General features: G+C 69.8%; 26 protein-coding genes. 13 read left to right on the top strand and 13 right to left on the bottom strand.

Features of this window, described 5'->3' with window-relative positions:
* Positions 1–62 precede the first annotated feature (62 nt).
* From ACFYXF_RS23850 to ACFYXF_RS23835, 4 genes are read left to right on the top strand one after another with little or no spacing between them, the layout of a single operon-like run.
* On the top strand, positions 63–1,436 hold the full coding sequence (locus ACFYXF_RS23850; protein ID WP_389352123.1) for an extracellular solute-binding protein: 1,374 nt from the start codon (positions 63–65) through the stop codon (positions 1,434–1,436).
* Between the two features lie 26 nt (positions 1,437–1,462).
* Positions 1,463–2,458: a carbohydrate ABC transporter permease gene (locus tag ACFYXF_RS23845; RefSeq protein WP_389352656.1), complete on the top strand. Its 996-nt coding sequence runs from the start codon at positions 1,463–1,465 to the stop codon at positions 2,456–2,458.
* A gap of 32 nt (positions 2,459–2,490) precedes the next feature.
* Positions 2,491–3,336: a carbohydrate ABC transporter permease gene (locus tag ACFYXF_RS23840; protein ID WP_389352654.1), complete on the top strand. Its 846-nt coding sequence runs from the start codon at positions 2,491–2,493 to the stop codon at positions 3,334–3,336.
* Positions 3,337–3,373: 37 nt separating this feature from the next.
* A complete protein-coding gene (locus tag ACFYXF_RS23835; RefSeq protein ID WP_389352121.1) occupies positions 3,374–3,946 on the top strand; it encodes a hypothetical protein in 573 nt (190 codons plus the stop codon).
* Between the two features lie 235 nt (positions 3,947–4,181).
* Here ACFYXF_RS23835 and ACFYXF_RS23830 read toward each other — a convergent pair whose 3' ends face one another.
* The gene (locus tag ACFYXF_RS23830) at positions 4,182–4,451 is read right to left on the bottom strand and encodes a type II toxin-antitoxin system RelE/ParE family toxin (RefSeq protein ID WP_389352119.1); all 270 of its coding nucleotides are present in this window, start codon (positions 4,449–4,451) and stop codon (positions 4,182–4,184) included.
* Positions 4,448–4,720 (bottom strand): type II toxin-antitoxin system Phd/YefM family antitoxin, encoded by a 273-nt coding sequence (locus ACFYXF_RS23825; RefSeq protein ID WP_389352117.1) that lies wholly within the window; start codon positions 4,718–4,720, stop codon positions 4,448–4,450. The genes ACFYXF_RS23830 and ACFYXF_RS23825 overlap by 4 nt, the downstream gene beginning before the upstream one ends.
* 252 nt (positions 4,721–4,972) lie before the next feature.
* Here ACFYXF_RS23825 and ACFYXF_RS23820 point away from each other — a divergent pair, with 252 nt between their 5' ends.
* On the top strand, positions 4,973–5,842 hold the full coding sequence (locus tag ACFYXF_RS23820; RefSeq protein ID WP_389352115.1) for an IclR family transcriptional regulator: 870 nt from the start codon (positions 4,973–4,975) through the stop codon (positions 5,840–5,842).
* Positions 5,843–5,849: 7 nt separating this feature from the next.
* Here ACFYXF_RS23820 and ACFYXF_RS23815 read toward each other — a convergent pair whose 3' ends face one another.
* Positions 5,850–6,314: a hypothetical protein gene (locus ACFYXF_RS23815; RefSeq protein ID WP_389352113.1), complete on the bottom strand. Its 465-nt coding sequence runs from the start codon at positions 6,312–6,314 to the stop codon at positions 5,850–5,852.
* 99 nt (positions 6,315–6,413) lie between these two features.
* Between ACFYXF_RS23815 and ACFYXF_RS23810 the strand changes: the two genes are divergently transcribed.
* A complete protein-coding gene (locus ACFYXF_RS23810) occupies positions 6,414–6,896 on the top strand; it encodes a cupin domain-containing protein (RefSeq protein ID WP_389352111.1) in 483 nt (160 codons plus the stop codon).
* A gap of 52 nt (positions 6,897–6,948) precedes the next feature.
* Here ACFYXF_RS23810 and ACFYXF_RS23805 read toward each other — a convergent pair whose 3' ends face one another.
* Both ACFYXF_RS23805 and ACFYXF_RS23800 read right to left on the bottom strand, forming a co-directional pair.
* The gene (locus ACFYXF_RS23805; protein ID WP_389352109.1) at positions 6,949–8,388 is read right to left on the bottom strand and encodes an SRPBCC family protein; all 1,440 of its coding nucleotides are present in this window, start codon (positions 8,386–8,388) and stop codon (positions 6,949–6,951) included.
* A 74-nt stretch (positions 8,389–8,462) separates the two neighbouring features.
* Positions 8,463–8,750, bottom strand: a complete 288-nt coding sequence (locus ACFYXF_RS23800) for a ferredoxin (RefSeq protein WP_389352107.1) — start codon at positions 8,748–8,750, stop codon at positions 8,463–8,465.
* A 268-nt stretch (positions 8,751–9,018) separates the two neighbouring features.
* Between ACFYXF_RS23800 and ACFYXF_RS23795 the strand changes: the two genes are divergently transcribed.
* Together ACFYXF_RS23795 and ACFYXF_RS23790 are read left to right on the top strand one after the other, a co-directional pair.
* A complete protein-coding gene (locus ACFYXF_RS23795) occupies positions 9,019–10,518 on the top strand; it encodes an MFS transporter (protein WP_389352105.1) in 1,500 nt (499 codons plus the stop codon).
* Between the two features lie 68 nt (positions 10,519–10,586).
* Positions 10,587–11,570: an NAD(P)/FAD-dependent oxidoreductase gene (locus ACFYXF_RS23790; RefSeq protein ID WP_389352104.1), complete on the top strand. Its 984-nt coding sequence runs from the start codon at positions 10,587–10,589 to the stop codon at positions 11,568–11,570.
* Positions 11,571–11,582: 12 nt separating this feature from the next.
* Here the strand turns inward: ACFYXF_RS23790 and ACFYXF_RS23785 are convergent, their stop codons facing one another.
* Together ACFYXF_RS23785 and ACFYXF_RS23780 are read right to left on the bottom strand one after the other, a co-directional pair.
* Complete coding sequence (locus ACFYXF_RS23785; protein ID WP_389352102.1) at positions 11,583–13,199, bottom strand: FAD-dependent oxidoreductase; 1,617 nt, start codon at positions 13,197–13,199, stop codon at positions 11,583–11,585.
* On the bottom strand, positions 13,196–13,738 hold the full coding sequence (locus tag ACFYXF_RS23780) for a VOC family protein (RefSeq protein ID WP_389352100.1): 543 nt from the start codon (positions 13,736–13,738) through the stop codon (positions 13,196–13,198). Before ACFYXF_RS23780 ends, ACFYXF_RS23785 begins: the two co-directional genes overlap by 4 nt.
* Positions 13,739–13,916: 178 nt before the next feature.
* On the opposite strand from ACFYXF_RS23780, the gene ACFYXF_RS23775 reads away from it, so the two are divergent.
* Positions 13,917–14,423 (top strand): DUF86 domain-containing protein, encoded by a 507-nt coding sequence (locus ACFYXF_RS23775; protein ID WP_389352098.1) that lies wholly within the window; start codon positions 13,917–13,919, stop codon positions 14,421–14,423.
* A 36-nt stretch (positions 14,424–14,459) separates the two neighbouring features.
* On the opposite strand, the gene ACFYXF_RS23770 is transcribed toward ACFYXF_RS23775, so the two are convergent.
* On the bottom strand, positions 14,460–15,311 hold the full coding sequence (locus ACFYXF_RS23770) for a sugar phosphate isomerase/epimerase family protein (protein WP_389352096.1): 852 nt from the start codon (positions 15,309–15,311) through the stop codon (positions 14,460–14,462).
* 80 nt (positions 15,312–15,391) lie between these two features.
* Positions 15,392–16,207 carry an SDR family NAD(P)-dependent oxidoreductase gene (locus ACFYXF_RS23765; protein WP_389352095.1) on the bottom strand — a complete coding sequence of 272 codons (816 nt, stop codon included), beginning with the start codon at positions 16,205–16,207 and terminating at the stop codon, positions 15,392–15,394.
* Positions 16,208–16,309: 102 nt separating this feature from the next.
* Between ACFYXF_RS23765 and ACFYXF_RS23760 the strand changes: the two genes are divergently transcribed.
* The 4 genes from ACFYXF_RS23760 (at position 16,310) to cpt (ending at position 19,202) form a co-directional block, all read left to right on the top strand.
* Positions 16,310–16,999 (top strand): class I SAM-dependent methyltransferase, encoded by a 690-nt coding sequence (locus ACFYXF_RS23760; RefSeq protein ID WP_389352093.1) that lies wholly within the window; start codon positions 16,310–16,312, stop codon positions 16,997–16,999.
* Between the two features lie 76 nt (positions 17,000–17,075).
* The gene (locus tag ACFYXF_RS23755; RefSeq protein ID WP_389352092.1) at positions 17,076–17,687 is read left to right on the top strand and encodes a carboxymuconolactone decarboxylase family protein; all 612 of its coding nucleotides are present in this window, start codon (positions 17,076–17,078) and stop codon (positions 17,685–17,687) included.
* Positions 17,684–18,550: an RNA polymerase sigma-70 factor gene (locus ACFYXF_RS23750; RefSeq protein WP_389352090.1), complete on the top strand. Its 867-nt coding sequence runs from the start codon at positions 17,684–17,686 to the stop codon at positions 18,548–18,550. The genes ACFYXF_RS23755 and ACFYXF_RS23750 overlap by 4 nt, the downstream gene beginning before the upstream one ends.
* Positions 18,551–18,647: 97 nt before the next feature.
* Positions 18,648–19,202, top strand: a complete 555-nt coding sequence (gene cpt, locus ACFYXF_RS23745; RefSeq protein WP_389352652.1) for a chloramphenicol phosphotransferase CPT — start codon at positions 18,648–18,650, stop codon at positions 19,200–19,202.
* A gap of 13 nt (positions 19,203–19,215) precedes the next feature.
* Here the strand turns inward: cpt and ACFYXF_RS23740 are convergent, their stop codons facing one another.
* From ACFYXF_RS23740 to ACFYXF_RS23725, 4 genes are all read right to left on the bottom strand, one after another.
* The gene (locus ACFYXF_RS23740) at positions 19,216–19,962 is read right to left on the bottom strand and encodes an SCO4225 family membrane protein (protein ID WP_389352088.1); all 747 of its coding nucleotides are present in this window, start codon (positions 19,960–19,962) and stop codon (positions 19,216–19,218) included.
* Between the two features lie 86 nt (positions 19,963–20,048).
* Positions 20,049–20,633 (bottom strand): hypothetical protein, encoded by a 585-nt coding sequence (locus tag ACFYXF_RS23735; RefSeq protein WP_389352086.1) that lies wholly within the window; start codon positions 20,631–20,633, stop codon positions 20,049–20,051.
* Positions 20,634–20,759: 126 nt separating this feature from the next.
* On the bottom strand, positions 20,760–23,051 hold the full coding sequence (locus ACFYXF_RS23730; protein ID WP_389352651.1) for a glycoside hydrolase family 3 N-terminal domain-containing protein: 2,292 nt from the start codon (positions 23,049–23,051) through the stop codon (positions 20,760–20,762).
* 71 nt (positions 23,052–23,122) lie between these two features.
* A complete protein-coding gene (locus ACFYXF_RS23725) occupies positions 23,123–24,253 on the bottom strand; it encodes a BadF/BadG/BcrA/BcrD ATPase family protein (protein WP_389352085.1) in 1,131 nt (376 codons plus the stop codon).
* Positions 24,254–24,273: the final 20 nt, after the last annotated feature.

Genomic DNA, 24,273 nt, shown 5'->3' with positions numbered 1-24,273 from the left:
TCAAAGTTGGTGAATTGAACCAGCATCCAGGACATCCAGGATGCTCCAGGAGGGCAGCAGCAATGCGCGCAAGAAGACTGACCGGATCCCTGTCCTGTCTCGTCGTACTGACGTTGACGGCCGCCGGATGCGGCCTCTCCGGAGGCTCCGACGACGGCGGCGCCACCGCCGGTGCCTGCAAGGTCGACAAGGGCAACGTCGGGTCGGGGAAGCTGACCGGGGACGTCAAGGGCACGATCACCTTCCAGACCACCAACCTGAAGAAAGACTTCGGCGACTTCTTCAACGGTGTGATCGCCGACTTCGAGAAGGCCCACGCCGGCACCAAGGTCAAGTGGATCGACGACCCCGGCGACAACACCTTCACCAGCCGGACCGTCGCCGACGCCCAGGCCTGCACGATGGCCGACGTCATCAACGTCAACGCGCCGACGGCGACCGCCCTCACCAAGGCCGGCTACCTGCTCGACATCGGCACCAAGGACCCGGACTCGTCCAAGCCCTTCGTCCCGTCGTTCTGGAAGACCGCCACCTTCGCGGACGCCTCCGGCAAGTCGATCCACACCACGCTGCCCTGGTACACCGGCGGCGTCCTGCTGACGTACAACAAGGACCTGCTGGCGAAGGCCGGCATCGACCCGGCCAAGCCGCCGACGAGCATCTTCGGGCTCTTCGCCGACTACGAGAAGATCGCCAAGGCCTCCGACGGCAAGTACTTCGCGACGATGGCCAACCCGATCTGGCGCATCCCGGCCGACTTCGACCAGATGGGCATCAAGGTCCTCTCCAGCGACGGCAAGTCCGCCGTCTTCGGCGACGACCCGCGCACCACCCAGTGGGTGGAGTGGATGGCGAAGCTGTACAAGGAGGGCGCGATGCCGAAGGACTCGCTGTCCTCCAGCAACGACCCGTCCACGCTCTACAGCCAGGGCAAGGTGGCCTACGGTTCGACGAACCCGAGCTTCGTGCGGTTCGTCAAGCAGAACAGCCCGTCGGTCTACGCCAAGACGGCCGTCGGCCAGCAGCCCTACGACGATCTCGGCGTCGCCTCCGCCGGTGCCCCGCAGTACATCTCGGTCGCCGCGACCAGCAAGCACGCGGCCACCGCGCTGTCGTTCGCGGAGTTCCTCACCAACGCCCAGAACCAGACGGCCTGGTGCAAGGACCCGGCCGTGGTGATCTTCCCGACCACCACCGAGTCGCTGAACGACCCGTTCTTCCAGAACGTCACCGGCACCGACCCGTTCTCCCAGGCCCGCAAGCTCGTCGCCGACCAGCTCAAGACGGCCTCCACCAACCAGACCAACCTCTCCCCGGCCGTGCAGAACGCCATCGTTTCCCAGGTGCAGCTGGCCATGCAGGGCAAGAAGAGCGCGGCCGACGCCGTGAAGGACGCCCAGGAGAAGTCGAACGAGCTGCTGAAGCAGGGCAGTTGACGGTGACGGCACAGATCACGAAGCCGATGTCCGGCGTGGAGCCTCTGACCTCCACGCCGGGCTCGGCCCCGCCCTCTTCCCGCCTGCGCCGACTCGCCAGGGCCGCGCTGCCCGGTCCCGCTCCCGGGGCCAACGGAGCGGCCATGTACCGCCGTTGGTGGCTGCCGTGGCTGTGGACCGCTCCCGCGATCGTGTGCGCGGTGGTCTTCGGGGTGTTCCCGTTCCTCAACACGGTCCTGCTGTCGTTCACCAACGCCAAGCCGCTGGGCGGCGCCGCGAGTTTCGTCGGACTCGACAACTACACGCGGATGCTCCAGGACGACGACTTCTGGCTCGCGACCCGCAACAGCATCCTGTACGCGGTGATCGTCGTACCGCTGATGGTGCTGCTGCCGCTGATGCTGGCGGTCCTGGTGGAGAAGAATCTCCCAGGCATCGGCTTCTTCCGATCGGCGTTCTACACACCGGTCTTGGCCTCCAGCGTGGTCGTGGGCCTGAGCTGGCAGTGGCTGCTCGCGGACGACGGCCTGGTCAACACCTGGCTGGAGAAAGCCCACTTGATCAAGTCGGCGATCCCCTTCCTCTCCGACTCGTGGCTGATCCTGCTCTCCGCGATGGGCCTGACCTTGTGGAAGGGCCTAGGCTGGTACATGGTCTTCTACCTGGCCGCCCTCGGGAACGTGCCCAAGGAACTGCACGAGGCCGCGCAGATGGACGGCGCCGGCGCGGTCCGCCGCTTCTGGCACATCACGGTCCCCGGCGTCCGGACGGCCATGATGCTCGTAGGCACCCTGACGGGCATCGGATCACTCCGGGTCTTCACCGAGATCTACATGCTCGGCAGCTCCACCGGCGGCCCCGGCGGCGCCGACCGCACCCTGCCGTTCTACATCCGGGACGTCGGCCTGGACCCGATCACCGGCAACGCGGGATACGGCTCGGCCGTCAGCGTGGCCCTGTTCGCTCTCACTCTGGGCCTGACCCTGCTGGCGCAACGCCTGACAAAGGAGGACGAGTCGTGAGCACGGCCGCTGTCGACAAGAGCCGTCGCCTGATGCCCCGTTGGCGTGACTACGGCCGCCCGCGCGAACTGCTCGGCCGCTACCTGCTGTTGCTCCTCGTGCTGGGCCTCACGGTCGGCCCACTCCTCTGGCAGCTGCTGGCCTCCCTGAAGGGCACGAGCGAGGACGTCTTCGGCGCGAACGCCACCCTGCTGCCGCACGACCCGACCCTGCGCGCGTACCGGACGGTCTTCGACCAGGTGCCGGTGTGGTCGTACATCAAGAACAGCCTGATCGTGGTCGCCCTGTCGATCACCAGCCAGCTGGTCTTCTCCACCACGGCCGGCTACATGCTCTCCAAGCCGTCCTGGAAGGGCCACAAGGCGGTCTGGGTGGTGCTGATCGCCTCGATGATGTTCCCCTTCGAGTCGATCATGGTCTCGCTGTTCATCAGCATCCGCGACCTGGGCCTGGTCGACAGCCTGGCCGGCGTGTGGCTGCCGGGCTTCGTAGGCGCGATCAACGTCCTCCTCATGCGCGGCGCGTTCCTCGCGGTCCCGCGCGAGATCGAGGACGCGGCGATGCTGGACGGCACGAGCGAGTGGCAGCGCTTCAAGTACCTGTATCTGCCGTCCGCGTGGGGCGCGATCATGGTGGTCGTCATCAACACGTTCATCAGCGCCTGGGACGACTTCCTGTGGCCGCTGATCGTGCTGCGCTCCGAGAGCAACATGACGCTGACGCTGGGCCTTTCACGGCTCCAGTCGTCGTCGTTCGGCTACGACCAGCGGATGGTGATGGCCGGTTCGGTGATCTCCGTGATCCCGGTGCTGGTGCTGTTCGTCATCACGCAGCGGTGGTTCTATCGGGGGGTGGCTTCGGGGGCGGTGAAGATCTGAGGGGGAGCTGGTTGTGCGGGTGGGCGAGAATCAGGGCGTGTCGGAGGACCTGGAGCGGATCACTCCCTGGTGGGACCGTCGGATCATGGGCGGCATCCTGGCCGCGACGGGCCCCGTGACGACGGTCTTCGCGTTCACCCGGTCGAGGTCGGAAGTGAGTGTGCCCGGGGGCCTGCTGGTCGTCGCTCTGTGTTGGGTGCTGATCTGGGTGGCACGCCATCAGATGGTGCCGTCCGCATCCGTGAGCGCGACCACCCTGGTGATCCACAACGTGTACGACCGGTACCGGATCCCCTGGCGGACGGTGTCGGCCATCGACTGGGAACGTCGATCGGGCACGCTCTCTCTCGACCTGACGAACGGCCGGCGGGTGCACGTCGAGGCGTTCAGCCGCTGGCCGTCGTTCGGCCGCCACCGGAAGGTGATCGCGACACTGGAGGAGGGCCGCCGTCTGGCGGCGACAGCCGGGGGTGGGCCCGGCGCGGAGTCACCGGCGGCCGAGGTACGCGTCACCGAGACGTCGGGAATCCTCGAATTCCTCCTTGCACTCGGCTTCGGGATCACCGTGCTGGCGCTCGTCGTGGTGGGCGTCGTCTCGCTCCTGGACTGAATCACCTACGTGGTGCCCGCAACAGGCGGGGGGATCGGGAACCTGGCCGCATACCTGCACGCGATCGGTGGCGAGCTGACCATAACCGCCACTGTGGGGAACCTCTCGGTGCGGCTTTAGGACGCGCCAGCTCCGTCGCAGCCCGTCGATGAACACCCCGCCAGGTCCTTGCACCGTCGCGAATGAGCGGAGGCGAAGAGGACGCACGCCACCTTGCCGGCCCGGAAACCACTCGTCAGATGTTGCGATATACATCCCGACGGTCCCCGACCTTGACGACCAGGATGACGAGTTCGCCGTCCAGTACCTGGTAGGCAACCCGGTAGCTGCCGACGCGGAGCCGGTAGAGGCCCGACGGCCCGGCAAGCTTCTTGATGTCGGCGTCTTCGCGGTACGGGTCGTCGCCGAGAGCGGTCAGCGCGGCGAGGATACGCATCGCGGCCGGCCGGTCGATCGCGCGGAGCTGTCGCTGTGCCGCCGCCGTGAACCGGAACGCGTACTTCACGCCGCGCCCGCATCCCGCTCGGTGAACAGGTCGGCAAGCAGTTCGGCCATGGTCACGGTGGGGCCGCTCTCGGCCAGAACGGCTTCAGCCTCGCGCGCCAGCAGTTCGTCGGCCGCGTCTTCCAGTGCGTTGAAGTCGGCGATGGGGACGAGAGCTGCCACCGGCGCGCCATTGCGGGTGATTATCGTCGGGGTGCCCTGCTCGGCCCGGTTGATGTGGTCGGCGAGGTGGGCACGGGCTTCACGTACGGTCACAGCGCTGTCGTCCATAAGTTAAGTGTACGCACCTACGTGTACACAGGCGACTCGGTCGGCGGTCACACGAACGAATCGTTCTCCGCTCCGCCGACCTCAACCTCGCCCCCGCCAGGACACGCACGACCCTTGACGCGCGTACATCGCGAGGGTGATTCTGATTAGAGGATACTCATTACGTGATGAACATGGTGTGGCCTGGCAATTCGTCCATTATGTGGCGGAATTGGGGAGGGCAATGGTGCCCTGAACGGGAAGGTGGCAGCCGTGTCGTCGAGTTCGGTACGACCTGTGTCGATCACGCCGGTGGGAGCCGTCACCGAGCCTCCGCGTGAGTGCGTCCTCTCGATGGGAAGCGGCCACGACGAGGAAGCCGGCGAGCGGCGCAGCCCGGAGCGGACCGTTCTGGGGCGGGTCGCCACCATCATGGACGCGTTCAACGGGGGTCAGCAGGTGCTGGCGCTCGGGGATCTCAGTGAGTGCACGGGGCTGCCGAAGTCGACCCTGCATCGGCTGGCCGACCAGCTCTGTCAGGTCGGGTGGCTGGAGCGTGATCCGGGCGGCTATCGGGTCGGTATGCGGCTGTTCGAGCTTGGGGGACTCGCCGTCGAGGGGAACCGGCTGCAGGAGGCCGCCTTCCCGCATCTGCAGGCCCTCGCCGCCAAGACCGGGATGTCCGTGCAGCTCGGCATCCTCGACCGGACCGAGGTCGTGTATCTCGAACGTATCGTCGTGGGCCCGGTCCGGTTGCCGACCCGGCGCGGCGGACGCCAGCCCGCCTACTGCACCGCGCTCGGCAAGGCCATGGCCGCGTTCGACGGCGAGGCCATGCGCGCGGTCGTCTCCGCGCAGATGCCCAGGAGAACGGCCAACACGATCACGGAACCCTTCGCTCTGTGGACCGAGCTCGATCAGATCCGCAGGGTCGGCGTCGCGTTCGACCGTAGCGAGGCGTACGAGGAGTTCGTCTGCGTCGCCGCCCCGATCCGCAGCACGGGGCGCGCGATCGGGGCCGTGTCCGTCACCGGTTCCGCCGGTCGGATGAGGTGGCGGATGGCGTCCGACGCTGTTCGCGGTACGGCCGCCGCGATCTGGAACGCCAGCTTCAGGATCGGGAGCGCGGGCGCCCGGACATAAGACGTCGTCAGCTGTGGATCCAGCCCTCGTCGTGCCAGTACGTCAGGAGTTTCTCCATCGGCTCCGGCCACGTCTCCACGTACGTCACTCCCTCCGGCCCCGCCGTCATCAGGTACGGGGTGCCCGCCGTGCTGATCCAGAACTCGCCCGGCCCGACCGTTCTGCTGCCCTCCTCCCCGTCCTTGCCCCAGGCGACGTGGAAGCTCCCGCCGAACACGATGATCAGCTCGTCGAGGTTGTGGTGGTGGCGGGGCACCGCGAAGTTGGGGGCGCAGCGCAGGCCGTTGAGGTTGAACGATCCGTCCACCTTGGTCGAGAACCACATGTTGCCCTCGAAGGTCTTCTCCATGTCGACCGGGGCATCGGCGAGGAGGCCGCCCTCGGCCCAGAGGTATGTGGGGGCGGTCTGGTCGACCGGCAGGTCGATCCAACCCTCGTCGTCGGACAGCAGACTGAAGAATTCGATTGCCATGACCTGAGTCTGGGGACCGTGTTCGGGGGTGTCATCCGTCAGTCCCATTGGACGGAACAGGGCGGCGACAGCGTCAGCGGCCGTGCCTACGGTTGCGGCATGACACTTGTTTTCGATGATCTGGTGGCCGACACGGACTGGCTCCCGATGGACCTCGACCAGCAGGACTTTCCCAGCTACTTCTGGCACGCGGGCGGTCTGCTGAGCGATGCGCCGGTGGACTTCCGGGCGACCTTCGACGGGGCGATGTGGGTGACCACCAAGCCGATCGACATGCCGCGCTTCAACCGCAACCCGCTGCGCGTGCGCCCCCACTTCACGGTGCCCCGGCACCACCACAACATGGACGAGATGCTCTTCGTCCTCGCGGGCGAGTACAGCATCGAGTACGACGAGGACGAGGATCAGGGAGGCGGGACGCAGACCGTGCGCGTCGGACCGGGCGACTTCTTCCTCAGCCGCGCCGGCACTCCGTACACGATGACCGCCGGGCCCGAGGGCGTCACCTACATCGAGACCTGGCCGAAGCCGGTCACCCAACTCGAGACCTACTGGCACGACTTCGGCTGGGTCCGGCGCTGAAGGCTGAAGCACGCGCCAGACCCAACCCCTGCAAGAAACCGGATCAGTCGGATCAGTCAGCCCAGAGGAAACGGTCGGCGACCCGGTGGTGGTTGTAGATCGTCATCTCCTGCTCCTCGCTCAGCCGGTGGCCGTCGAAGCTCGGGGAGTGCATGCCCACCGTGACCTCCTTGGCGTTCATCAGGTCCTGGGTGAAGATCTCGCCCAGGTCGGCCTCGCGGAAGTCCTCGAAGAACTGGGGCTGGAAGTCGCGCTTCTTGTCGTAGTCGGCGACGGGGACCTGGTCCAGGCTGAAGATCTCGAAGAGGCAGCTGTCCGGGTCGAGGCCGTTGGGGCGGGCCCGGTAGCCGAACACCGAGCCCTGGTTGGGGAGCAGGATCGTGTTCGGGAAGACGTTCCAGGCCGTACCGGCCTCCGCCCACTGCTGGGGAGTGATGACCGGCCAGTCGTAGCCCTCGGCGAGCGACAGCTCCCGGTACAGCTGGAGGAAGTGCTGGCCGGCGGTCGTCCCCTCAGGTACGTCCGCGGTCTTGAGCGCCTCGGCGGCCCGCCAGCTCCGCTCGTTCTCCAGGCCGCGCATGTCGTCGGCGATGTACTGCACGCTCAGCGCGACGCTGAGCCGCTCGTCGGTCACGCCCCCCGTGCCCCGGTTGGTCGGGTCCTTGGCCGCGCCGTCGGGAGCCGTGTTCTTCTTCTCGCCGACGCTCGAGTAGTGCGCGTGCCGCTCGTACACGGTCGTGGGCGCCCAGATCCGTGACTCGAGTTCCTTCATCGAGGCGATGTTCGTGTTCGACTTGTCGAAGCGGTAGAGCTGCGGATGCGTCCCCGCCACGTGGTACGCCTCAAGGAACCCGTCCAGCGCCGTCTTCCAGTTGCACGGCAGCAGCACGCTCTTGAACCACCGGTACCGCATGTGCTCGAACTGGAACGGCTCGAAGATCCTCGGGATCGGGTCGAGGTATTCGAGGAGCGGCCTGGCCTCGGGATCCATGTTGATGAACACGAACCCGCCCCACTGCTCCGCCCGCACCTGTACGAGGCCCAGGTCGTCGTCCGAGCGGGGCACGAACTCCTCGCGGTCGAGGACCAGCCTGATCGAACCGTCCAGGTTCCAACGCCAGCCGTGGAACGGGCAGATGAGCGAACCGACGCGACCCCGGCCCCGCGCCAGACGGGTACCGCGGTGCCGGCACGCGTTGAAGTAGGCGCGGATCGAGTCCTTGGCCTCCCGCACGATCAGGATCGAGTGACCGCCGATCTCGTACTCGACGAAGCAGCCGACGCCCGGCAGTTCCTCGACGCGGCAGGCCATGAGCCAGGCCTTCGTGAACACCCGCTCCAGTTCCAGTTTCAGGAACTCGGGGTCCAGATAACGGCCCTTGGGCACGAACGCACGCGAAAGCCGGTACTTCTCCGGGACCTTCTCGGCGGGTACATCACCCTCGAACCAGGGAACGCGCCGCTCCAGCCGGGGTTCGGTTTCCACAGACACCAGAAATCACTCCTCCACTCGTGAAGTCAGGCACTCATGAGGTCGGGCACTCATGAGGTCGGGCACCCATGAGGTCAGGCCGCGTCGGGGCCCGCGACCTCGACCCCGTCGGAACTCCGCACCACGTGGATGCAGTTGCCCGGGCACCCGTCGGCGGCGTCGATCACGTCCAGGCGCAGCTTCTCCGCCACGTCGGTCTGCGAGCCCTCCGCCATCAGCAGTTCCCCGTCGGCGTCCTTGACGTAGGCCAGCCCGTCGCCGCCGAACTCGAAGACATCGGGCGCGTACTGGGTGCACAGACCGTCGCCCGTGCACAGCTTCTGATCGATCCACACCCGTACGTCATCTGCGTCATCGCTCATGAGTCTCGGCCTCCTCCTCCGCGGCACGCTCCGGTGTCGCCGTCGGTCGCCACCGCAGCGGGGCTGAAACCGACTCTCCCCGGGGGGTCTCCGGCCGTCCACCGACCGTCCCACCAAGCGGAATCCGCGCTCACGGAGGGCGTCCACCCCGCCATACGCTCGACCGGCCGCTCCCCCCTCCCCCCTTTCCCGCCGGAGGATTCCAATGACGGCAATACCTCACGCAGCGAACGGAAACGGACCCACGAACGGACCCGCCAACGTCCCCATGGGCGGCCCGGGTTGGACCCCCCGGCTCGTCTGGTCGACGGTCTTCCTGGCCATGGTCCTGGAGGCGCTGGCCCTCGGCGCGTCCATGGTCGCGATCGGGCTCCCCAGCATCCTCAAGGAGTTCCCGACCACCCAGGGCGGCTGGCTGACAACCGTCTACTTCCTGGCCGGGGCGGTCTGCGCCCCGCTGCTCGGCAAGGCGGCCGACCTCTACGGCAAACGACGGGTGCTGCTCTTCACCATGCTCGTGTCGGGCGTAGGCGCCGTCGTCTGCGCACTGGCACCCAGCTTCGCCGTCATGGTGGCCGGCCGGACGCTCCAGGGCCCCATCCTGGCGACGATCTCGCTGATCCCCTCCCTCGTCCGGGACGTCTACCCGCCCCGGCAGGCCGCCTTCGCCGCCAGCATCACCATCACCGGCATGGGTGCCCTCTCGCTGTTCTCGCCCCTGCTCATCGGATGGCTCATCGAGAACGTGGGCTTCCGGGGGATGTTCTGGTTCGACGCCGTCTGGACGTTCGGGCTGTGCGCGGCGATACGGCTGACCACGGCGGAGTCGACCCTGCGCCGCACCGCCCGCCCGGACGTACTCGGCGCCGCCCTGCTGGCCGCCGGCGTCCTCGGCGTGCTGCTGTACGTCAGCTGGGGCAACTCCTGGGGCTGGGGCGCGGGCACCGGCGTAACCCTGCTGGTGGCCGGACTCGTCCTGCTGACGCTCTTCTTCTGGCGTGCGCGCCGTACGCCGGAGCCGATCGTCAACCTCTCCCTGTTCCGCCGGAAACAGCTCCTGTACGTCTCCGTCGCGGGCGCGACCGCGTACGCGATCTCCGCGTCGGTCTTCCAGATCATCCCCATGATGGCGATGACCCCACGGGTCGCCGGACAGACGTACGGGCTCGGGCTGACCACGCTGGGATACGCCTCCCTGGAGACCCCGAAGGCACTGGCGACGGTCGCCTGCGGCCTGCTGGTCGGCTACCTGGCCGCCCGTGGCCGCAACCCCCGGCTCTTCATGACGCTCGGCCTCGGCGCGTGGGCGATCGGCACGACGCTGCTCGCCTTCCGCAACGACACCTTCGGCGAACTCGTCGTCTGCGCCCTGATCGTCGGGGTCGGCGGTGGCCTTACGACGGCTGCCGTGCCCGGTCTGGTGATGCGCGCGACGCCCGTCGGCGACCAGGGCTCGACCGCCGGGACCGTCCAGCTCACCCAGACCGGGTTCTCGGCCGTCCTGCCCGTCGTGATGTTCGCGGTGCTCGCGCCGTACGCCACGCTCATGCCCGGCGGCGGTGTGGTCTACGCGGAGGACGGTTTCCGCAAGTGGCTGCTGATCTCGACCGCGCTGGCGGTCGGGGTGCTCCTCGTCGTGGTGACGCTGCTGCGGGAGCGGCGCGAGGAGGCGGTGGAGGAGTTCACGGTCGACGCGCTCGTGCCGGTGGCGGTGTCCGCAGGGGAAGAAGTGACGACCACCCCTCCGGTCGTAACACCCAACACCTGAACACCAGTTGACGTGGCGCCCCGCCCGGCGACGGGCGGGGCGCCTCACAACCCCAAGGAGGTCGGCCCGTGGCCGAGACAGTGACCACAGACATCCTCGTCGTCGGCGCCGGCCCGGTCGGGCTCTTCGGCGCCTACTGCGCGGGCTTCCGCGAGCTGCGGACCGTCCTGGTCGACGCGTTGCCGCAGTGCGGCGGTCAGATCACCGCGCTCTACCCGGAGAAGGAGATCCGTGACATCGCGGCCGTCCCCGGCGCACGCGGCCGTGACGTCGTCGCCGCCCTCAAGGACCAGGCCGACGCGTACAGCCCGACCTATCTGCTCGGCCGACAGGCCGTCGAGCTGGCCCACTCGCCCGACGGACGCCCGCAGGTCACCCTCTCCGACGGCACCGTGGTCGACGCCGGCGCGGTCGTCCTGACCGCCGGGATCGGCGCGTTCACCCCGCGCACCCTCCCGGCCGGGGAGGAGTTCCTCGGCCGTGGGCTGAGCTACTTCGTGCCCGCCCCGGACGAGCACGCCGACCAGGACGTCCTGGTCGTCGGCGGCGGGGACAGCGCGGTCGACTGGGCGCTCGCCCTGCATCCGATCGCCCGCTCGGTGACCCTCGTACACCGTCGCGGCACGTTCCGGGCCCACGCGGCGAGCGTGCGCGAGATGCGCGAACGGGGCGTCGAGATCGTCACCAACGCCCAGGTCGAGGCCCTGCTCGGCGACGACCGGCTGCGCCTGGCCCACCTCAGGGTCGATGGCGAGGACGACGTACGGGTGCTGAAGGTCGACGCGGTCGTGGCCGCGCTCGGCTTCATCAGCAACCTCGGGCCGCTCGCCGACTGGGGCGTGGAGCTGGACCGGCGCGCGATCGTCGTCGACACCCGGATGCGTACCGCCGTCGACCGGGTCTACGCCGCCGGTGACGTCACCGCGTACCCCGGCAAGGTCCGGCTGATGTCGGTCGGCTTCGGGGAGGTCGCGACGGCGGTCAACAACGCGGCGGTCGCCCTGGACCCCGCGCAGTCCCTGTTCCCCGGTCACTCGACGGAGTCCGCCTGAGCGGGCTGTGGTCTATCGGCCCCCGTCGGCCATGTCGAGAGCGGCGATGTAGGAGAACGCCATCGACGAGCCGACCGGGCCTCCCGCACCGGGATAGATCCGCCCGGACATCGGGGCCATCGTGTTCCCCGACGCGTACAGGCCGCCGATCACCGAACCGTCGGTCCGCAGGACGCGCGCGTGGCCGTCCGTCCTGAGGCCGCCCTTGGTGCCCAGGTCGGACAGCACGATCGTCGCCGCGTAGAACGGCGGCTTGTCGATCACGCCGAGGCAGGGGTTGGGCCCGTCGGTGTGGGATCCAGCCATGTGCGTGATCATGAGGTCCCAGGGGTCCTCGCCCCGGCCGAACTGCTCGTCCTTGCCGTTGCGGGCATAGCCGTTGAACCGCTCGACGCTCTCAGTCAAGGCTCCTTCGGGTACGCCGATCAGCGCCGCCAGCTCCTCAAGGCTCCCGGCCCGCTTCAGCACACCCGCCTCGATGAACTCGTCGACGTCGAACCAGCCCGGGACCTGCGGGGCGACGGGCAGCCCCGCGAAAGCCCGCTCGTTGTCGATCTGCCGCTGGTCGAACACCCAGTGCGTGGGGATGTGCGACACACCCGACACCCCCGACGCCCTGTGCGCCCGGAGCATCTCGTGACCGGCCCGGTCGTACGGAAGACGCTCGTTCATATAGCGCTGCCCGGCCGCGTTGACCCAGATGCCGCTCCACACCGACGTGTAGAACACCGGGCGCGTACGGGGTACGACGAGGCCCGGCGCATACCACGACTCGTCGAGCAGGTCGGTCGCCGCGCCGACTGCGATGCCCGCGGTGAGCGCGTCGCCGGTGTTCCCCGGGCAGCCCTGGGTCCACTCGTCGCCGACCCCGGGCTGGTACCGCTGCCGGAGTTCGCCGTTGCGCTCGTATCCGCCCGCCGCGAGGAGTACGCCCCGGCCGGCGCGGTACGTCACCGGCTCGCCCTCCCTCATCGCCTCCACCCCGACGACCGCGCCGTCCTCGACGAGGAGTCGCTCCAGCGCGGTGTTCGTCAGCACCGTGCCGTTGCCGGTCTCCGTGAACGCGAGCAGGGCGCGGGCGATGAGAGCCTGCCCGCCGACCATCACCGGGCCGGGGTCGACACCCCAGCGCTCCGTCCAGAGCGGCCTGCGCACCAGGGGCTCCAGATCGCCGAGTTCGGCGCGGTCGATGTCCTGGGGGAAAATGGTGCGCCCCTGCGGCAGGCTTCCGGGCCGCCCGGCGAAGTAGTCGGGCACGCCCTGCCAGACGAACCGGTCGAACCGCGGATTGGCCTCCAGCTCGTCGATCAGACGGGGGCCCGCCTGGAGAAACGCCTCCCGCACGGAGGCCGGCGAGTCGTCGCCGACGATCGCGTCGAGATACGGGCGGGCGAGGTCGGGGCCGTCCTCGATGCCGGCCCGCAGCTCGGCCGCGTTGCCGGGGAGCCAGATCCCGGCACCGGAGTAGGCCGTCGTCCCGCCGACGTACTCCGTCTTCTCGATGACCAGCGTGCGCAGCCCACGCGAGGCCGCGGCGTACGCGCCGACGAGCCCCGCGCCCGATCCGACGACGATGACGTCATAGGAACCATCGGAACCAAGGGAACCAACCGTGTCGGCGCCGCTCATGACGACAGCTCCCCGTCCCGTACCGCGTTCGACGCCGCTTCGAGGTGGGCGAACCCTTGGGCGCTCGCCTCGTCCAGTTCCATGACCTCGACGAAGTGGCCCAGTTCGGCCGTCATGTCGAGATACCCGAACCGGATGCCGCCGCTGTCCCCGTACTGCTTCCAGGTCCTGCCGCTCGCGGCGACGACCGCGGACGCCTCCTCGAAGTCGTCGACGCGGAAGCCCAGATGGTGCAGCGTCGCCGGCACTCCGGGCCTGATCGCGCCCCGGTAGAGGTCGACCGCGCCGCCGACCGGACGGATGATCTCCAGATTGGTCGGACCCGCGTTGACCAGGGCGACATCGATGACCCATTCGTCGGCCGGCTGCCCGTCGACCACCACGAAGGGGGCCCTCGGCTCTCCGGCTCCCGCACTGCCCGGTGGCCGGCCGCCGCCCAGGGACGACTTGTAGTGCCGGACGCAGTCCACCGTGCCGAGCCTCGACTCCAGGTAGGACGCGGCGGCGTCGATGTCGTCCGTCACGTATCCGAGCTGCATGAAATTACGGAAGAGATCACTCAACGCCCGCATTTCCGGACCCCCTTGTCCTGTGCCGCCCATCGCCGGCCGGCACGGGAAACGACTCTTCACCTCGGCGTCCGGGGTCGTCCACCGCCCGTCCCATCAGACGGGATCGACGGTTCGCGGCTGTCGGACGATGCGCGACGATGCGGGGGTGACCCCGTCGAGCGATGACAGGCCGGTGGCCGTGGCCGGGCCCATGCCCGTGGCCGTGACCCCGCGCCTGGACCGGGGGTCGGTCGAGCACCGGCTCATCACGATGCGCAGGTCGGTCGGACACCTCGACTCCTTCGGGCCGATGGACCGCGCACGCCTGGAGAGCGATCCGGCGGCCGGGCTCGTCGTCGAGCGGATCCTGGCACTCCTCGCCGACCTGGCCTTCACGATCAACAGCCATGTCTCTACGGCGGTGCTGGGCGAGGTCCCGCAGTCGGCCGCCGCCTCCTTCGGCGCGGCCGAGCGGGCCGGGATGATCGACGCGGAACTGGCCGCCGCCCTCGTGCCGCCGGACGGCCCGCACAACGTCCTGGTCCAGCTGTATCTGGACACCGAACCCGAGGGGGTCGCGGCGGTCGTGTCCGCCGCCTTGTCGGGATACGGGGAGTACGTACGGCAGGTGGCCGACTGGACGGCGGAGCAGGGCCAGGCGCCGGAGAGCTGACCCCGGTTGACCCGGCGGGCCTGGCTGGCCCCTCAGCTACTGGAGCGACCGGGCGCGAGTGACGACCCGCCGAGCGCCGTCGAGAATCCGCCGGGCGCGCTCTTCCGGTGAGACCCCGGCCCGCTGGAGGCCGCGCAAGGGAACCTCGGCGCTGACGACGACATCGCGGGGCAGCAGCGACACCACTTCCGCCAGCGGAAACTCCCCGGTCCCGGGAATGGCGCGCTCGTTCATGGCCTCGTCGAGGTAGTCCGAGGAGATCCCGGGCGCCCGGAGGCCGTCGCTCAGCTGGCAGTATCCGATGAGCCGCCGGTCGACCTGCCGTAGGTCGTCGGGCCCTTCTCCGGCCCGCGCGAGATGGAGCGTGTCCACGAGGATGCGGAGATTCGGCTGGTCGAGCCGTTCCACCAGTCCGACCGCCGCCGCGAGGGACGGCACATGGGAGAGCGGTGTGAACTCGATCAACACGTCCACCCCAGCGGTCCTGGCGACCTGGCAGAACTCTCCCAGGACGTCCTCGACACACCCTGGATCGCGCCGCAGGTCCGGATCGGGCTCGAACGCACAGGTATTGGCCAACGGGGCGCCGAATTCGGCGAGAACGTCGAGTCGGCGCCGGAGGGCGTCCAGTCCTGCCTTTCCTGCTGTCGGCGACACGAGGAATCCGTCGCCCATGGCGATCGGGATGTCCGAGGCCCTGAGCCGCGAAAGGGTCTCACTCAGCTCCCTCCGGTCCTGGAGGCCGGGGTGATTGACGCTCATGCAGATGCTGTCGGCGCCACCGGCGACCGCGGCGGCGACGAAGACCGGCAACGACTCCTCGCGAAGGGTCAGGTGCTCAAGGCCAACGGACGGGTGCTGATCTTCGTCCGTGCTCAGGTGATCCATGCTCACCTTCATTCTCGAAAGAACCGAAGAAGAACCCGAAGAAGAAACCGAAGAAGAAGAAGAGGATACTGAATCCCAGATCAGGCGCCGAGCATGTGCAGCCCACCGTCGACGGCGATCAGCTGCCCCGTCATGAACCGCGCCCCGGGACCGGCCAGGAACACCATGACCGGCCCGAGATCCTCGTCCGGATCACCGAGTTCACCCCTAAGCGGCATGCGTGCCCGCAGCTGCTCCTTGAACACCGCGGCGCCCTCCTGACCCAGGTGCTCCCACAGTCGTTCGGCGTTCCTCGTACCGACCGCGGGCGCCAGGGTGTTGACCGTGACCCCGGACCTCCCCCACGCCGCGGCCACGGACCGGGTCCACGCGTGGACGCCGGCCTTCGCCATCGCGTAGTGCGGCGCCATGGGGTTCCCGCGGATCCCCTCCGCCGACCCGAGGTTGATGATCTGCCCGCCGCCGTCCCGCATGTGCGCGAACGCCGCCTGGTTGGTGAGGACCGTCGACCGGAGGTTGGTGTCGATGACCAGGTCGAACTCGTCGTCGGACAGCGACTCCGGCGTACCCGGCCACCAGCGGCCGGCCGCGTGCAGCAGTACGTCGACACCGCCCAGCAGCGACGCGGCCTGATCGAACGCGGCATCGACCGAGCCGCGGTCGCGCACATCGCACGCCACCCACTCGCACAGGTCCTTCAGATCGTCCGGAGGCGGGGTCGCACGAAACAGACCGACGACATCCGCCCCGGCCGCGACGAACGAGGCCACGGCCGCCGCACCGATCCCACTGGCCGCCCCGGACACCACCGCCCGCCGCCCGGCAAGCGGCACACCCACGTCACCGCCAGGCAGCCGCCGAGACCCGGAATCCGCCTGATCCCTTGCTTCCGCCACGTCCGCACTCCCTCGTCGCGAGCCTGAGCGCACTCTATCGACCACCCAGCGAATTGCGTATACCTAATTCAGATCGATCTGCCGGGCCCCTAGAGTCACCGCATGACCGACAAGGCCTCCCCCGCCTACCTCACCGCGATCCGCACCTCGTACGACACGGTCGCCGCCGACTACGTCCAACTGGTCAAGAACCCGGCGGAGTTGGACCCGCTGTCCCGCGCGATGCTGACGGCGTTCGCGGAGTCCGTACGGGCGGCAGGCCCCGGCCCGGTCGCGGACCTGGGATGCGGACCCGGCAAGGTGACCGCGCACCTGGCGGCCCTGGGCGTGCCCATGTTCGGCATCGACCTGTCCCCGAGGATGATCGAGCTGGCCCGCCGCGCCCACCCGGACCTCGACTTCACCGTGGGCTCGATGACCGCCCTGCCGATCCGGGACAACGCCCTCGGCGGCATCCTCGCCCACTACTCCACCCACCACACCCCGCCGGACCAACTCCCCACCCTCTACGCCGAGTTCCACCGCACCCTCACCCCCGGCGGCCTCCTGATGCTGGCCGGCCACGCTGGAGTCGACGAGCCGCTGCACCTGCGTCCGACGCAGGGGTACGGCGGCCACCCCGTGTCCTACGAGTCCCACCTGCTCCCCGCCGAGCGGATCGCCGTACTGCTGAAGCGGTCCGGGTTCGTCATCACAGCGCGGCTGGTGCAGGAGCTCGACGAGGGAGTGGACCCGCGGAGGTCCTTCGCCACCTTCCTCGCACGGAAACCCGAACTCCCCCCGCCCTCATAGTGGTTGTCACGTTCGTCAGCCGGGCGGTGTCTCCATGTCCAGCAGGCCGACAGGCCGACCGGACAAGGAGAACACCGTGACACTGCGCATCCCCAAGGCCGAACTCCCCGCCGAGATCCGCGAGAACCTGCTCAAGCAGTTCGGTGCCGTGCCCGAACCCTTCGAAGTGACCGCGCACAGCCCCAAGGTCGCCCAGGACTCCTCGGACATGGGGAGCAGGGTGAGTGAGTGGGACATGGCCGACCAGGGGCTCAAGACGTTCGCGCACATGGCCGTCGCCGCACAGGTCGGCTGCGGTTGGTGCCTGGACATCAACTACTTCCAGGCGCTGCACCTGGACCTGGACCTGGCCAAGGCGAGCCAGGTGCCGCGCTGGCGGGAGTCGGAGGTGTTCACACCGCTGGAGCGGGACGTGCTGGAGTACGCCGAGGCCATGACCAGCACTCCGCCCGCCGTCACCGACGAGTTGTACGCCGGCCTGCTCGACCGGCTCGGCCCGGCGGCGATGGTCGAACTCACCGCGGCCATCGGCTTCGCCAACATGGCGACCCGGAACAACTCCGCGCACGGGATCACCTCGCAGGGCTTCTCCGACGCGTGCGGGATTCCGCTGGCCGCACGCCCCGAGCCGTCCGGTGTCGAGACGTCCGGTGTCGAGACGTCCGGCGCGGTGTCCACCGCGATATGACCCAGGACCCGTTCATCGCCCACCGCAGCCTCCTCTTCACCGTCGCCTACGAGCTGCTCGGCTCGGCCGCCGACGCCGAGGACGTACTGCAGGAGTCCTGGCTGCGGTGGGCCGACGCCGACCGGTCGCAGGTGCGTGAGCCGCGCGCGTACCTCGTCCGGATCGTCACCCGGCAGGCGCTCAACCGGCTGCGCACACTGTCCCGCAGCCGTGAGGAGTACGTCGGCGAGTGGCTGCCGGAACCCCTGCTGACCAGCCCCGATGTCGCCGAGGACGTCGAACTCGCGGAGAGCGTCTCGATCGCGATGCTGACCGTCCTCGAAACGCTCGGGCCCACCGAGCGGGCGGTGTTCGTGCTGCGCGAGGTCTTCGCGATGCCGTACGGCGAGATCGGCGAGGCCATCGGCAAGTCCGCGGCGACGGTACGGCAGGTCGCCCGGCGGGCCCGCGAGCATGTGGCGGCCCGGCAGCCACGGGTACGGGTGAGCCGGGCCGAGCAACGGGCCGTCGTGGAACGCTTCCTTCTCGCCCTGCGCACCGGGCAGTTGCAGGAGCTGCTGGAGGTCATGGCACCGGACGTCGTCCTCGTCGCCGACGGGGGCGGGATCGTCGCCGCCGCGCTCGCTCCGGTCCACGGCGCCGTACCCGTGGCGAAGCTGCTCACACGCGCGAACCAGGTGGCCGACGCCTTCGAGCTGACGACCGTGTGGCTCAACGGCTCGCCTGCGGGCCGGATCGAGATCGCCGGCGAGCCCACCACGGTGAGCGTCGCGGTCGAGAACGGACGGGTCTCCCGGATCTACATCGTGCGGAACCCGCGCAAACTGACCCGCCTCGACGAACCGGCCGAACTCACGAGGTAGAGGTAGAAGTAGAGGTAGTACACGAGGTAGTAGAGGTGGGCGTAATTCGTTTCGTGCCGCGCCGCGAGCGCCCTATCGTGGCGCGGTGACAGCCCAGATGATCATTCTCAACGGTGGTTCCAGCTCGGGGAAGTCCGGGATCGTACGGTGTCTGCAAGCCGTGTTGCCGGAGCCGTGGCTGGCGTTCGGGTGTGACTCGTTCGTCGACGCGCTGCCCGCGAGGATGCGGGCGTCGGACGGCGGGATCGTGTTCGCGGCGGACGGTGGGGTGAGCGTCGGGGCGGACTTCCTCGCGTTGGAGGCGGCCTGGCGGGAAGGTGTCGTCGCGATGGTCCGGGCGGGTGCCCGGGTCGTCATCGACGATGTCTTCCTCGGCGGAGCCGCTTCCCAGCAGCGGTGGCGGAAGGCCCTCGGCGGCCCCGGTGAACCTGACGTGCTCTGGGTCGGCGTCCGGTGCGAGAGCGCCGTCGCCGCAGGTCGCGAGGTCGCCCGGGGAGACCGGGCCCAAGGGATGGCCTCGGCGCAGGCGGACGCTGTCCACCAAGGTGTGATCTACGACCTGGAGGTCGATACGACGCGCACTGAGTCCCTGGTGTGCGCGCGGACCATCGCCGCCCGCGTCCGCTGCCACGCCCCGCGTCCGGCCGACTGATCCGGCGTCACCCTCAGCCGACGGGGCGCGGATCCGGAGCCCGCAGCCTGCGTGCGATTCTGCCGAGCAGCACGGCGTTGATCAGCCCGGCCAGGACCGCACCCGCGGAGAAGGACAACGGACTCAGCCAGGCGCGCGCGGGATTCCACTCGGGTGACACCACCACCCCGACGAGGACGGCGAGGACGCTGAACGGCGCCGTGGCCATGAACGGCCAGATCCCGGCGAACCCCGGGTCAGGCAACACGTACGCGGCGTACAGGAAGAACCCCACCGCCGCCGCGACCACGACGAGGTACCCGCGCGCGAGCCAGTTGTCGACCGCGGGCGCCAACAGGGTCCGCATCCCCTGCAGCCGGGGGTGTGCGGAATCCGCCGTATCCGTTCCCTTCTGCTCGGAGTGGTCCGGGACGCGCGGGAGGGACTCACGCGCGACCGGCGATGAGGCGGTCGCCTGCCTCGCGGCGAGGGCGCCGATCACAGCGGCGTTCACGAGGGCGCAGAGAAGCAGCCACCCGACCCAGGAGCCGACGGCCAGGACCTCGGCCGCCCCGCCGCCCTGGGTGCCGGGACCGACGGGGAGCACCACGCTCAGGAAGGAGAGGGGCACCGTGAGCAGCACGGGGCTCCCTGCGAAGGCACTGTCCGGGAAGACGAGCATGGTCGCGACGGAGGCGCCGAAGACTGCCAGATACCCCCGGGCGAGCCAGTTGCCCGTGGCGAGCGCGAGGAGTCGGCGCGGGCGGGAGGCATTCGGCATCGTGGGGCCCTTCAGGTCGGCTCGTGGGTCGTGCGTGGGTCGTGTTCTCCGGAGCAAGCGCGCCGGGCCTGCACCTGCCTCCGCCCCTACACCTGGGCGACTCGCTCGGCGACACCCTTCTTGATCGTCACCTCGACGGTCAGGTTGCCGCCCTTCGCCGCCGCGTCCAGCTCGTCGGCGGTGCACTTCTCCGCCACCTGGGTCTCGGGGTCGCCGCAGATGTCGCCGCCCTGGATCGCCGTGTCGACGGCGACGTAGAAGGGACGGCCGCCGACCTCCAGTTTGCCCGGCGCGAGGTAGGTCAGCGTGCCGGTGACCGTACCGTCCACCCGGTTGTCGACGGTGGCCTTGGTGCCGCCCGTACCGGTGCCGGTGTCCGTGCCGATGGTGGCGGTGCCGGCTTCGGGAGTGGCGGCGGGGGCTTCGGTGGACGTGTCGGAGGAGCCGGGAGTGGCCGCGCTGGAGTCGGTGGTGGCCTCGTCACCGGCACCCGTACTGGCGTCGGCGCTGGCCTCGGTCGCGGTGTTAGAAGCGGACGCGGCGCTGGGGGTCTTGGTGGGGCTGTCGGGGCTGCACGCGGTGAGGAAGAGGGCGGTGGCGGCCAGGAGACCGGCAGCGGCGAGCGTACGGACGCGGGTGCTGGTGCGGGTGCTGGTGCGGTTGAAAGACATGTCAGGTTGCCCTCTCGGCGTTGTCCTCGTAGATCTCAACCTGTCAAATGCCGTACGAGGCAAGCCGGTTCGCTGATCGTCCGCCCTGTTGCACAGCCCGCACGAACCGCCGGTTTCTGTTACACGTCACCGCTCATCCGCACGCGCCGGTGACCGGGACATGCCCACCGGCGTGATAGCGGTGTCGAGGACGGCCGGTACGGCGTCCAGCGCCCCCCGCGCCGACCCGGCCACCCGGATCTCCGCACTCCCCTCCAGCACCGCTGTCTCCAAGTCGGCCCCGACCTGCGCGAGTTGGTCGTCGCCGAGGGTGAACACGACCGTACGGCTCTCCCCGGGAGCAAGGTCCACGGCCTCGAACGCGCGGAGTTCGAGAGTGCGCGGCCAGACGGTCGTCCGCAGCCGCCGGACGTACAGCTGGACGACAGAACGCCCCGCCCGTTCCCCGGTGTTGGTCACCTCGACCGCACAACTGGCGCCATCGCGGGCGATGTTCGGGACGCCATACTCGAAGCTCGTGTACGTCAGACCGTGGCCGAAGGAGTACAGCGGCTCGGCGTCCTCGTCCACGTACGACCCGTACTCCGTGTCCTTGTGGTTGTAGTAGACGGGGAGTTGGGCCGCCGAGCGCGGGACCGAGACGGGGAGGCGGCCGGTCGGGGCGGTGTGGCCGAGGAGGATCCCGGCGATCGCCTCGCCGCCCCAGGGGCCCGGATACCAGGCCGTCAGGAAGGCGGCCGCGTGCTCCGCCGCCTCCGGGACCGCGTGCGGGCGGCCCTGGATCAGGACGACGACCGTGGGTGTGCCCGTCGCCGTCACCGCGTCCAGCAGGGCGTGCTGGGCCCGGCCTAGGCGCAGGTCGGCCAGGTCGACTCCCTCGCCGCAGGTCATCTCCGAGACGATCGTCCGGGCGGCGCCGTTGGCGTCGAACTCCGTGTCCGGGGTACGGGCGCTGCTGCCGCCCAGGACCAGTACGGCCAGGTCGGAGGCGGCTGCCGCAGCCACCGCCTCGGGGATGCCGGACAGGTCGTCGCCGGTGAGGGAGCAGCCCTGGGCGTGGCGTATCTCCGTGCCCGGGAGGGCCAGTTGGCGGAGGGCGGCCAGGACGCTGGTTCCCGTGCCGGGGCGTTGGGGGGCCGTGTAGTCGCCGAGCTGGTGGGCCGTGGTGGCGGAGTGCGGGCCGATGACGGCGATGCGGGAGACCCACGCCGGGTCGATGGGCAGCGCGCCCGCCTTGTTGTGGAGGAGGGTGACGGCCGAGCGCGCGAGAGCCGTGCTCAGCGAACGGCCGGCCTCGGGCGAAGGAGAGGGAGACGGAGAGGGAGAGGGAGAGGGAGAAGCCAACTCCCTTGCCGCATACGGGCGCTCGAAGAGACCCAGGCGGAATTTCAGGGTCAGGACCCGGGACACGGCCGCGTCGACCACCGACTCCTTCACCAGACCGCGCTCCACCGCCTCCTCCAGGTGTGTGAAGCCCTCGTCCCAAAGGCTCAGGTCGACACCGGAGTTGAGGGCCAGCGCACCTGCGGAGACCCGGTCTCCGGTGATGCGGGCGAGTCGGTCCACCGCCAGGCCGTCCGCCATGACCAGGCCCTCGAAGCCCCAGCGGTCGCGCAACAACCCGTTCAGCAAGGGGCCGTTGGCCGAGCACGGCACCCCGTCCACCTCGTTGTACGCGGCCATCACCGCGGCGGCGCCCGCCCTTATGCCCGCCCGGGCGGCGGGGAGATGGATCTCGTGGAGTTCCCGGGGACCCAGCTCCGACTCGGCCGAGTTCCGGCCGCCGACCGTGGCGCCCTGTCCCGCGAAGTGCTTGAGGACGACCGGGGCCCTGTCCGGCGCGAACTCCTCTGCCGCTCCTGCGAGTTCGCCCTGCATGCCCCGCACCAGCGCCTCCGTCAGACGGGCGGCGAGATACGGGTCCTCCCCGAAGCACTCCTCCGTACGGCCCCAGCGTGGGTCGCGGGCGATGTCCAGTGCCGAGACCAAGGCCAAGTGGCCGCCCCTGGCGCGGAGTTCGGCGGCGGCGTGGGCTGCCGCCCGTTCGTACAGCTCCGGGTCCCAGGTGGCGCCCACCGCCAGGTTGACGGGGAGGACCGTGCCGTCGAGGGCCATGAGGCCGTGCGGTACCTCCTCGACGAACAGGGCGGGGATGCCCAGACGGCTGCGTTCGAGGACATGACGCTGGACCAGGTCGGCCAGGACCGGGCCGTCCTCCGCTCCGGCGCCCGTGGCGTGGTCGACGCCGGACCAGGCGTCGGCGCGGAGAAGTCCGTACAGGGCGCCGAGGCCCTCGAAGCGGTCGGTCTCGTCGTACAGGGCCCGCGTCAGCTCGAACCCGCCCTCGGGGGTGCGGCGGTAGGCGTCCCAGCCGTACATCCGCTGGTTGAGCTGGCCGACCTTCTCGCGCAGGGTCATCCGGGCCAGAAGGTCGGCGACCCGGGCGTCGACGGGGGCGGCGGGGTCGCGGTAGAGGGGGGTCACGGCGGTCACTTGCTCTTCTCCGGGTGCGGGGTGGGGCCCTGTGCGAGTCGGGCCAGGGCGACCGCGCCCCGGCTGCCGTCGGGGACCCAGTGGGCCACCAGGCCGAGGGCGGTCAGCTGCCGGTCCAGGGGCTCGGTCAGCGGGCCGTCCGGGCCGAGCAGGCCGCCCGTCGCGACCAGCGCCTCGCCCGGCGTCGGCTCCAACGCTCGTACGCAGTCGGCGAGATGACCGGCCGCCGCGTCGAGGATGGCCCGCGCGCGGGCGTCCCCCGCCCGCGCCGCCTCGGCGACCAGCGGAGCCAACCGGGCCAGCCGGACCGGCGGTTCGCCCATGACGGCGGGCAGGACATGCCGCCGGTAGGCCTCGCGGGCGGCCCGGGGCCAGGGGTGGCGGTCGCCGCCCGCACCCTCGTACGCCGACGCCTTGTCCTCGTACGAGGGATTCAAGGGACCGGAGAGATACGAGAGCACCGCCTCGGGCACCCCCAACTCCCGCCCCACCAGCGCCGCAAGAGCCGTGTCGGGGCCCCGATGGTCCGCCATCCGAAGCGCGGAGCGGACCGCCTCCCGGCCGATCCAGAAGCCGCCGCCGTCGTCGCCGAGGAGCCAGCCGTCGCCGCCGACCGTCTTCTCGCAGTGGCGGGCGGTGATGCGCATCGCGACGGCGCCCGTACCGGCGACGAGGGACAGACCGTCCGCCGGGGTGTCCGGGGCGGCGGCGAAGGCGGCCTCGATGTCGCTGCAGATCCGGATGCCGTCACCGGCCGGGATGCCGAGCCGCCGCAGGGCCTCCCTCAGCGCAGTGAGGGCGTTGACACGGCCGGGTTCGTCGGCCGTACCGGCGGCGCCCGCGAAGCCGCCCGCGACGGCGACGACCCGGGGGCGGTCCGACACCGGCACCGCCAGGGCCAGGGCCTCGACGAGGTGCTCGGTGAGCTGCGGTACGGGCACGGTGAGGGCGTTGCCCGGCCCGGCGACGCCCTCGCCGAGGGGGCTCCCGTCGGCGGCGGACGCCAGCACCGCGCGCGTACGGGTGCCGCCGGCGTCGAGGCCGACGACGAGGGCGCCGCGTGCGGAGGGACCGTCCTCGGCCCGGCCGGAATCCCGACCCGAATCCTGGTTCAATTCATTGCTCATCGCACACTATGGTGGTTCAT

Origin of the sequence: Streptomyces sp. NPDC002680 (assembly GCF_042889145.1) — a bacterium.
GTDB classification, from domain to species: Bacteria; Actinomycetota; Actinomycetes; order Streptomycetales; family Streptomycetaceae; genus Streptomyces; species Streptomyces adonidis.
Note: the sequence above shows the minus strand (reverse complement) of the source record. Positions and strands in the feature narration are given on the sequence as shown.

Excerpts from the sequence above, each read along its gene's own strand:
- ACFYXF_RS23850 (WP_389352123.1), top strand. The coding sequence starts at position 63 with ATGCGCGCAAGAAGACTGACCGGATCCCTGTCCTGTCTCGTCGTACTG.
- ACFYXF_RS23845 (WP_389352656.1), top strand. The coding sequence starts at position 1,463 with ATGTCCGGCGTGGAGCCTCTGACCTCCACGCCGGGCTCGGCCCCGCCC.
- ACFYXF_RS23840 (WP_389352654.1), top strand. The coding sequence starts at position 2,491 with ATGCCCCGTTGGCGTGACTACGGCCGCCCGCGCGAACTGCTCGGCCGC.
- ACFYXF_RS23825 (WP_389352117.1), bottom strand. The coding sequence starts at position 4,720 with ATGGACGACAGCGCTGTGACCGTACGTGAAGCCCGTGCCCACCTCGCC.
- ACFYXF_RS23815 (WP_389352113.1), bottom strand. The coding sequence starts at position 6,314 with ATGGCAATCGAATTCTTCAGTCTGCTGTCCGACGACGAGGGTTGGATC.
- ACFYXF_RS23810 (WP_389352111.1), top strand. The coding sequence starts at position 6,414 with ATGACACTTGTTTTCGATGATCTGGTGGCCGACACGGACTGGCTCCCG.
- ACFYXF_RS23800 (WP_389352107.1), bottom strand. The coding sequence starts at position 8,750 with ATGAGCGATGACGCAGATGACGTACGGGTGTGGATCGATCAGAAGCTG.
- ACFYXF_RS23795 (WP_389352105.1), top strand. The coding sequence starts at position 9,019 with ATGGGCGGCCCGGGTTGGACCCCCCGGCTCGTCTGGTCGACGGTCTTC.
- ACFYXF_RS23785 (WP_389352102.1), bottom strand. The coding sequence starts at position 13,199 with ATGAGCGGCGCCGACACGGTTGGTTCCCTTGGTTCCGATGGTTCCTAT.
- ACFYXF_RS23780 (WP_389352100.1), bottom strand. The coding sequence starts at position 13,738 with ATGCAGCTCGGATACGTGACGGACGACATCGACGCCGCCGCGTCCTAC.
- ACFYXF_RS23770 (WP_389352096.1), bottom strand. The coding sequence starts at position 15,311 with ATGGATCACCTGAGCACGGACGAAGATCAGCACCCGTCCGTTGGCCTT.
- ACFYXF_RS23760 (WP_389352093.1), top strand. The coding sequence starts at position 16,310 with ATGACCGACAAGGCCTCCCCCGCCTACCTCACCGCGATCCGCACCTCG.
- ACFYXF_RS23750 (WP_389352090.1), top strand. The coding sequence starts at position 17,684 with ATGACCCAGGACCCGTTCATCGCCCACCGCAGCCTCCTCTTCACCGTC.
- cpt (WP_389352652.1), top strand. The coding sequence starts at position 18,648 with ATGATCATTCTCAACGGTGGTTCCAGCTCGGGGAAGTCCGGGATCGTA.
- ACFYXF_RS23740 (WP_389352088.1), bottom strand. The coding sequence starts at position 19,962 with ATGCCGAATGCCTCCCGCCCGCGCCGACTCCTCGCGCTCGCCACGGGC.
- ACFYXF_RS23735 (WP_389352086.1), bottom strand. The coding sequence starts at position 20,633 with ATGTCTTTCAACCGCACCAGCACCCGCACCAGCACCCGCGTCCGTACG.
- ACFYXF_RS23730 (WP_389352651.1), bottom strand. The coding sequence starts at position 23,051 with ATGACCCTGCGCGAGAAGGTCGGCCAGCTCAACCAGCGGATGTACGGC.
- ACFYXF_RS23725 (WP_389352085.1), bottom strand. The coding sequence starts at position 24,253 with ATGAGCAATGAATTGAACCAGGATTCGGGTCGGGATTCCGGCCGGGCC.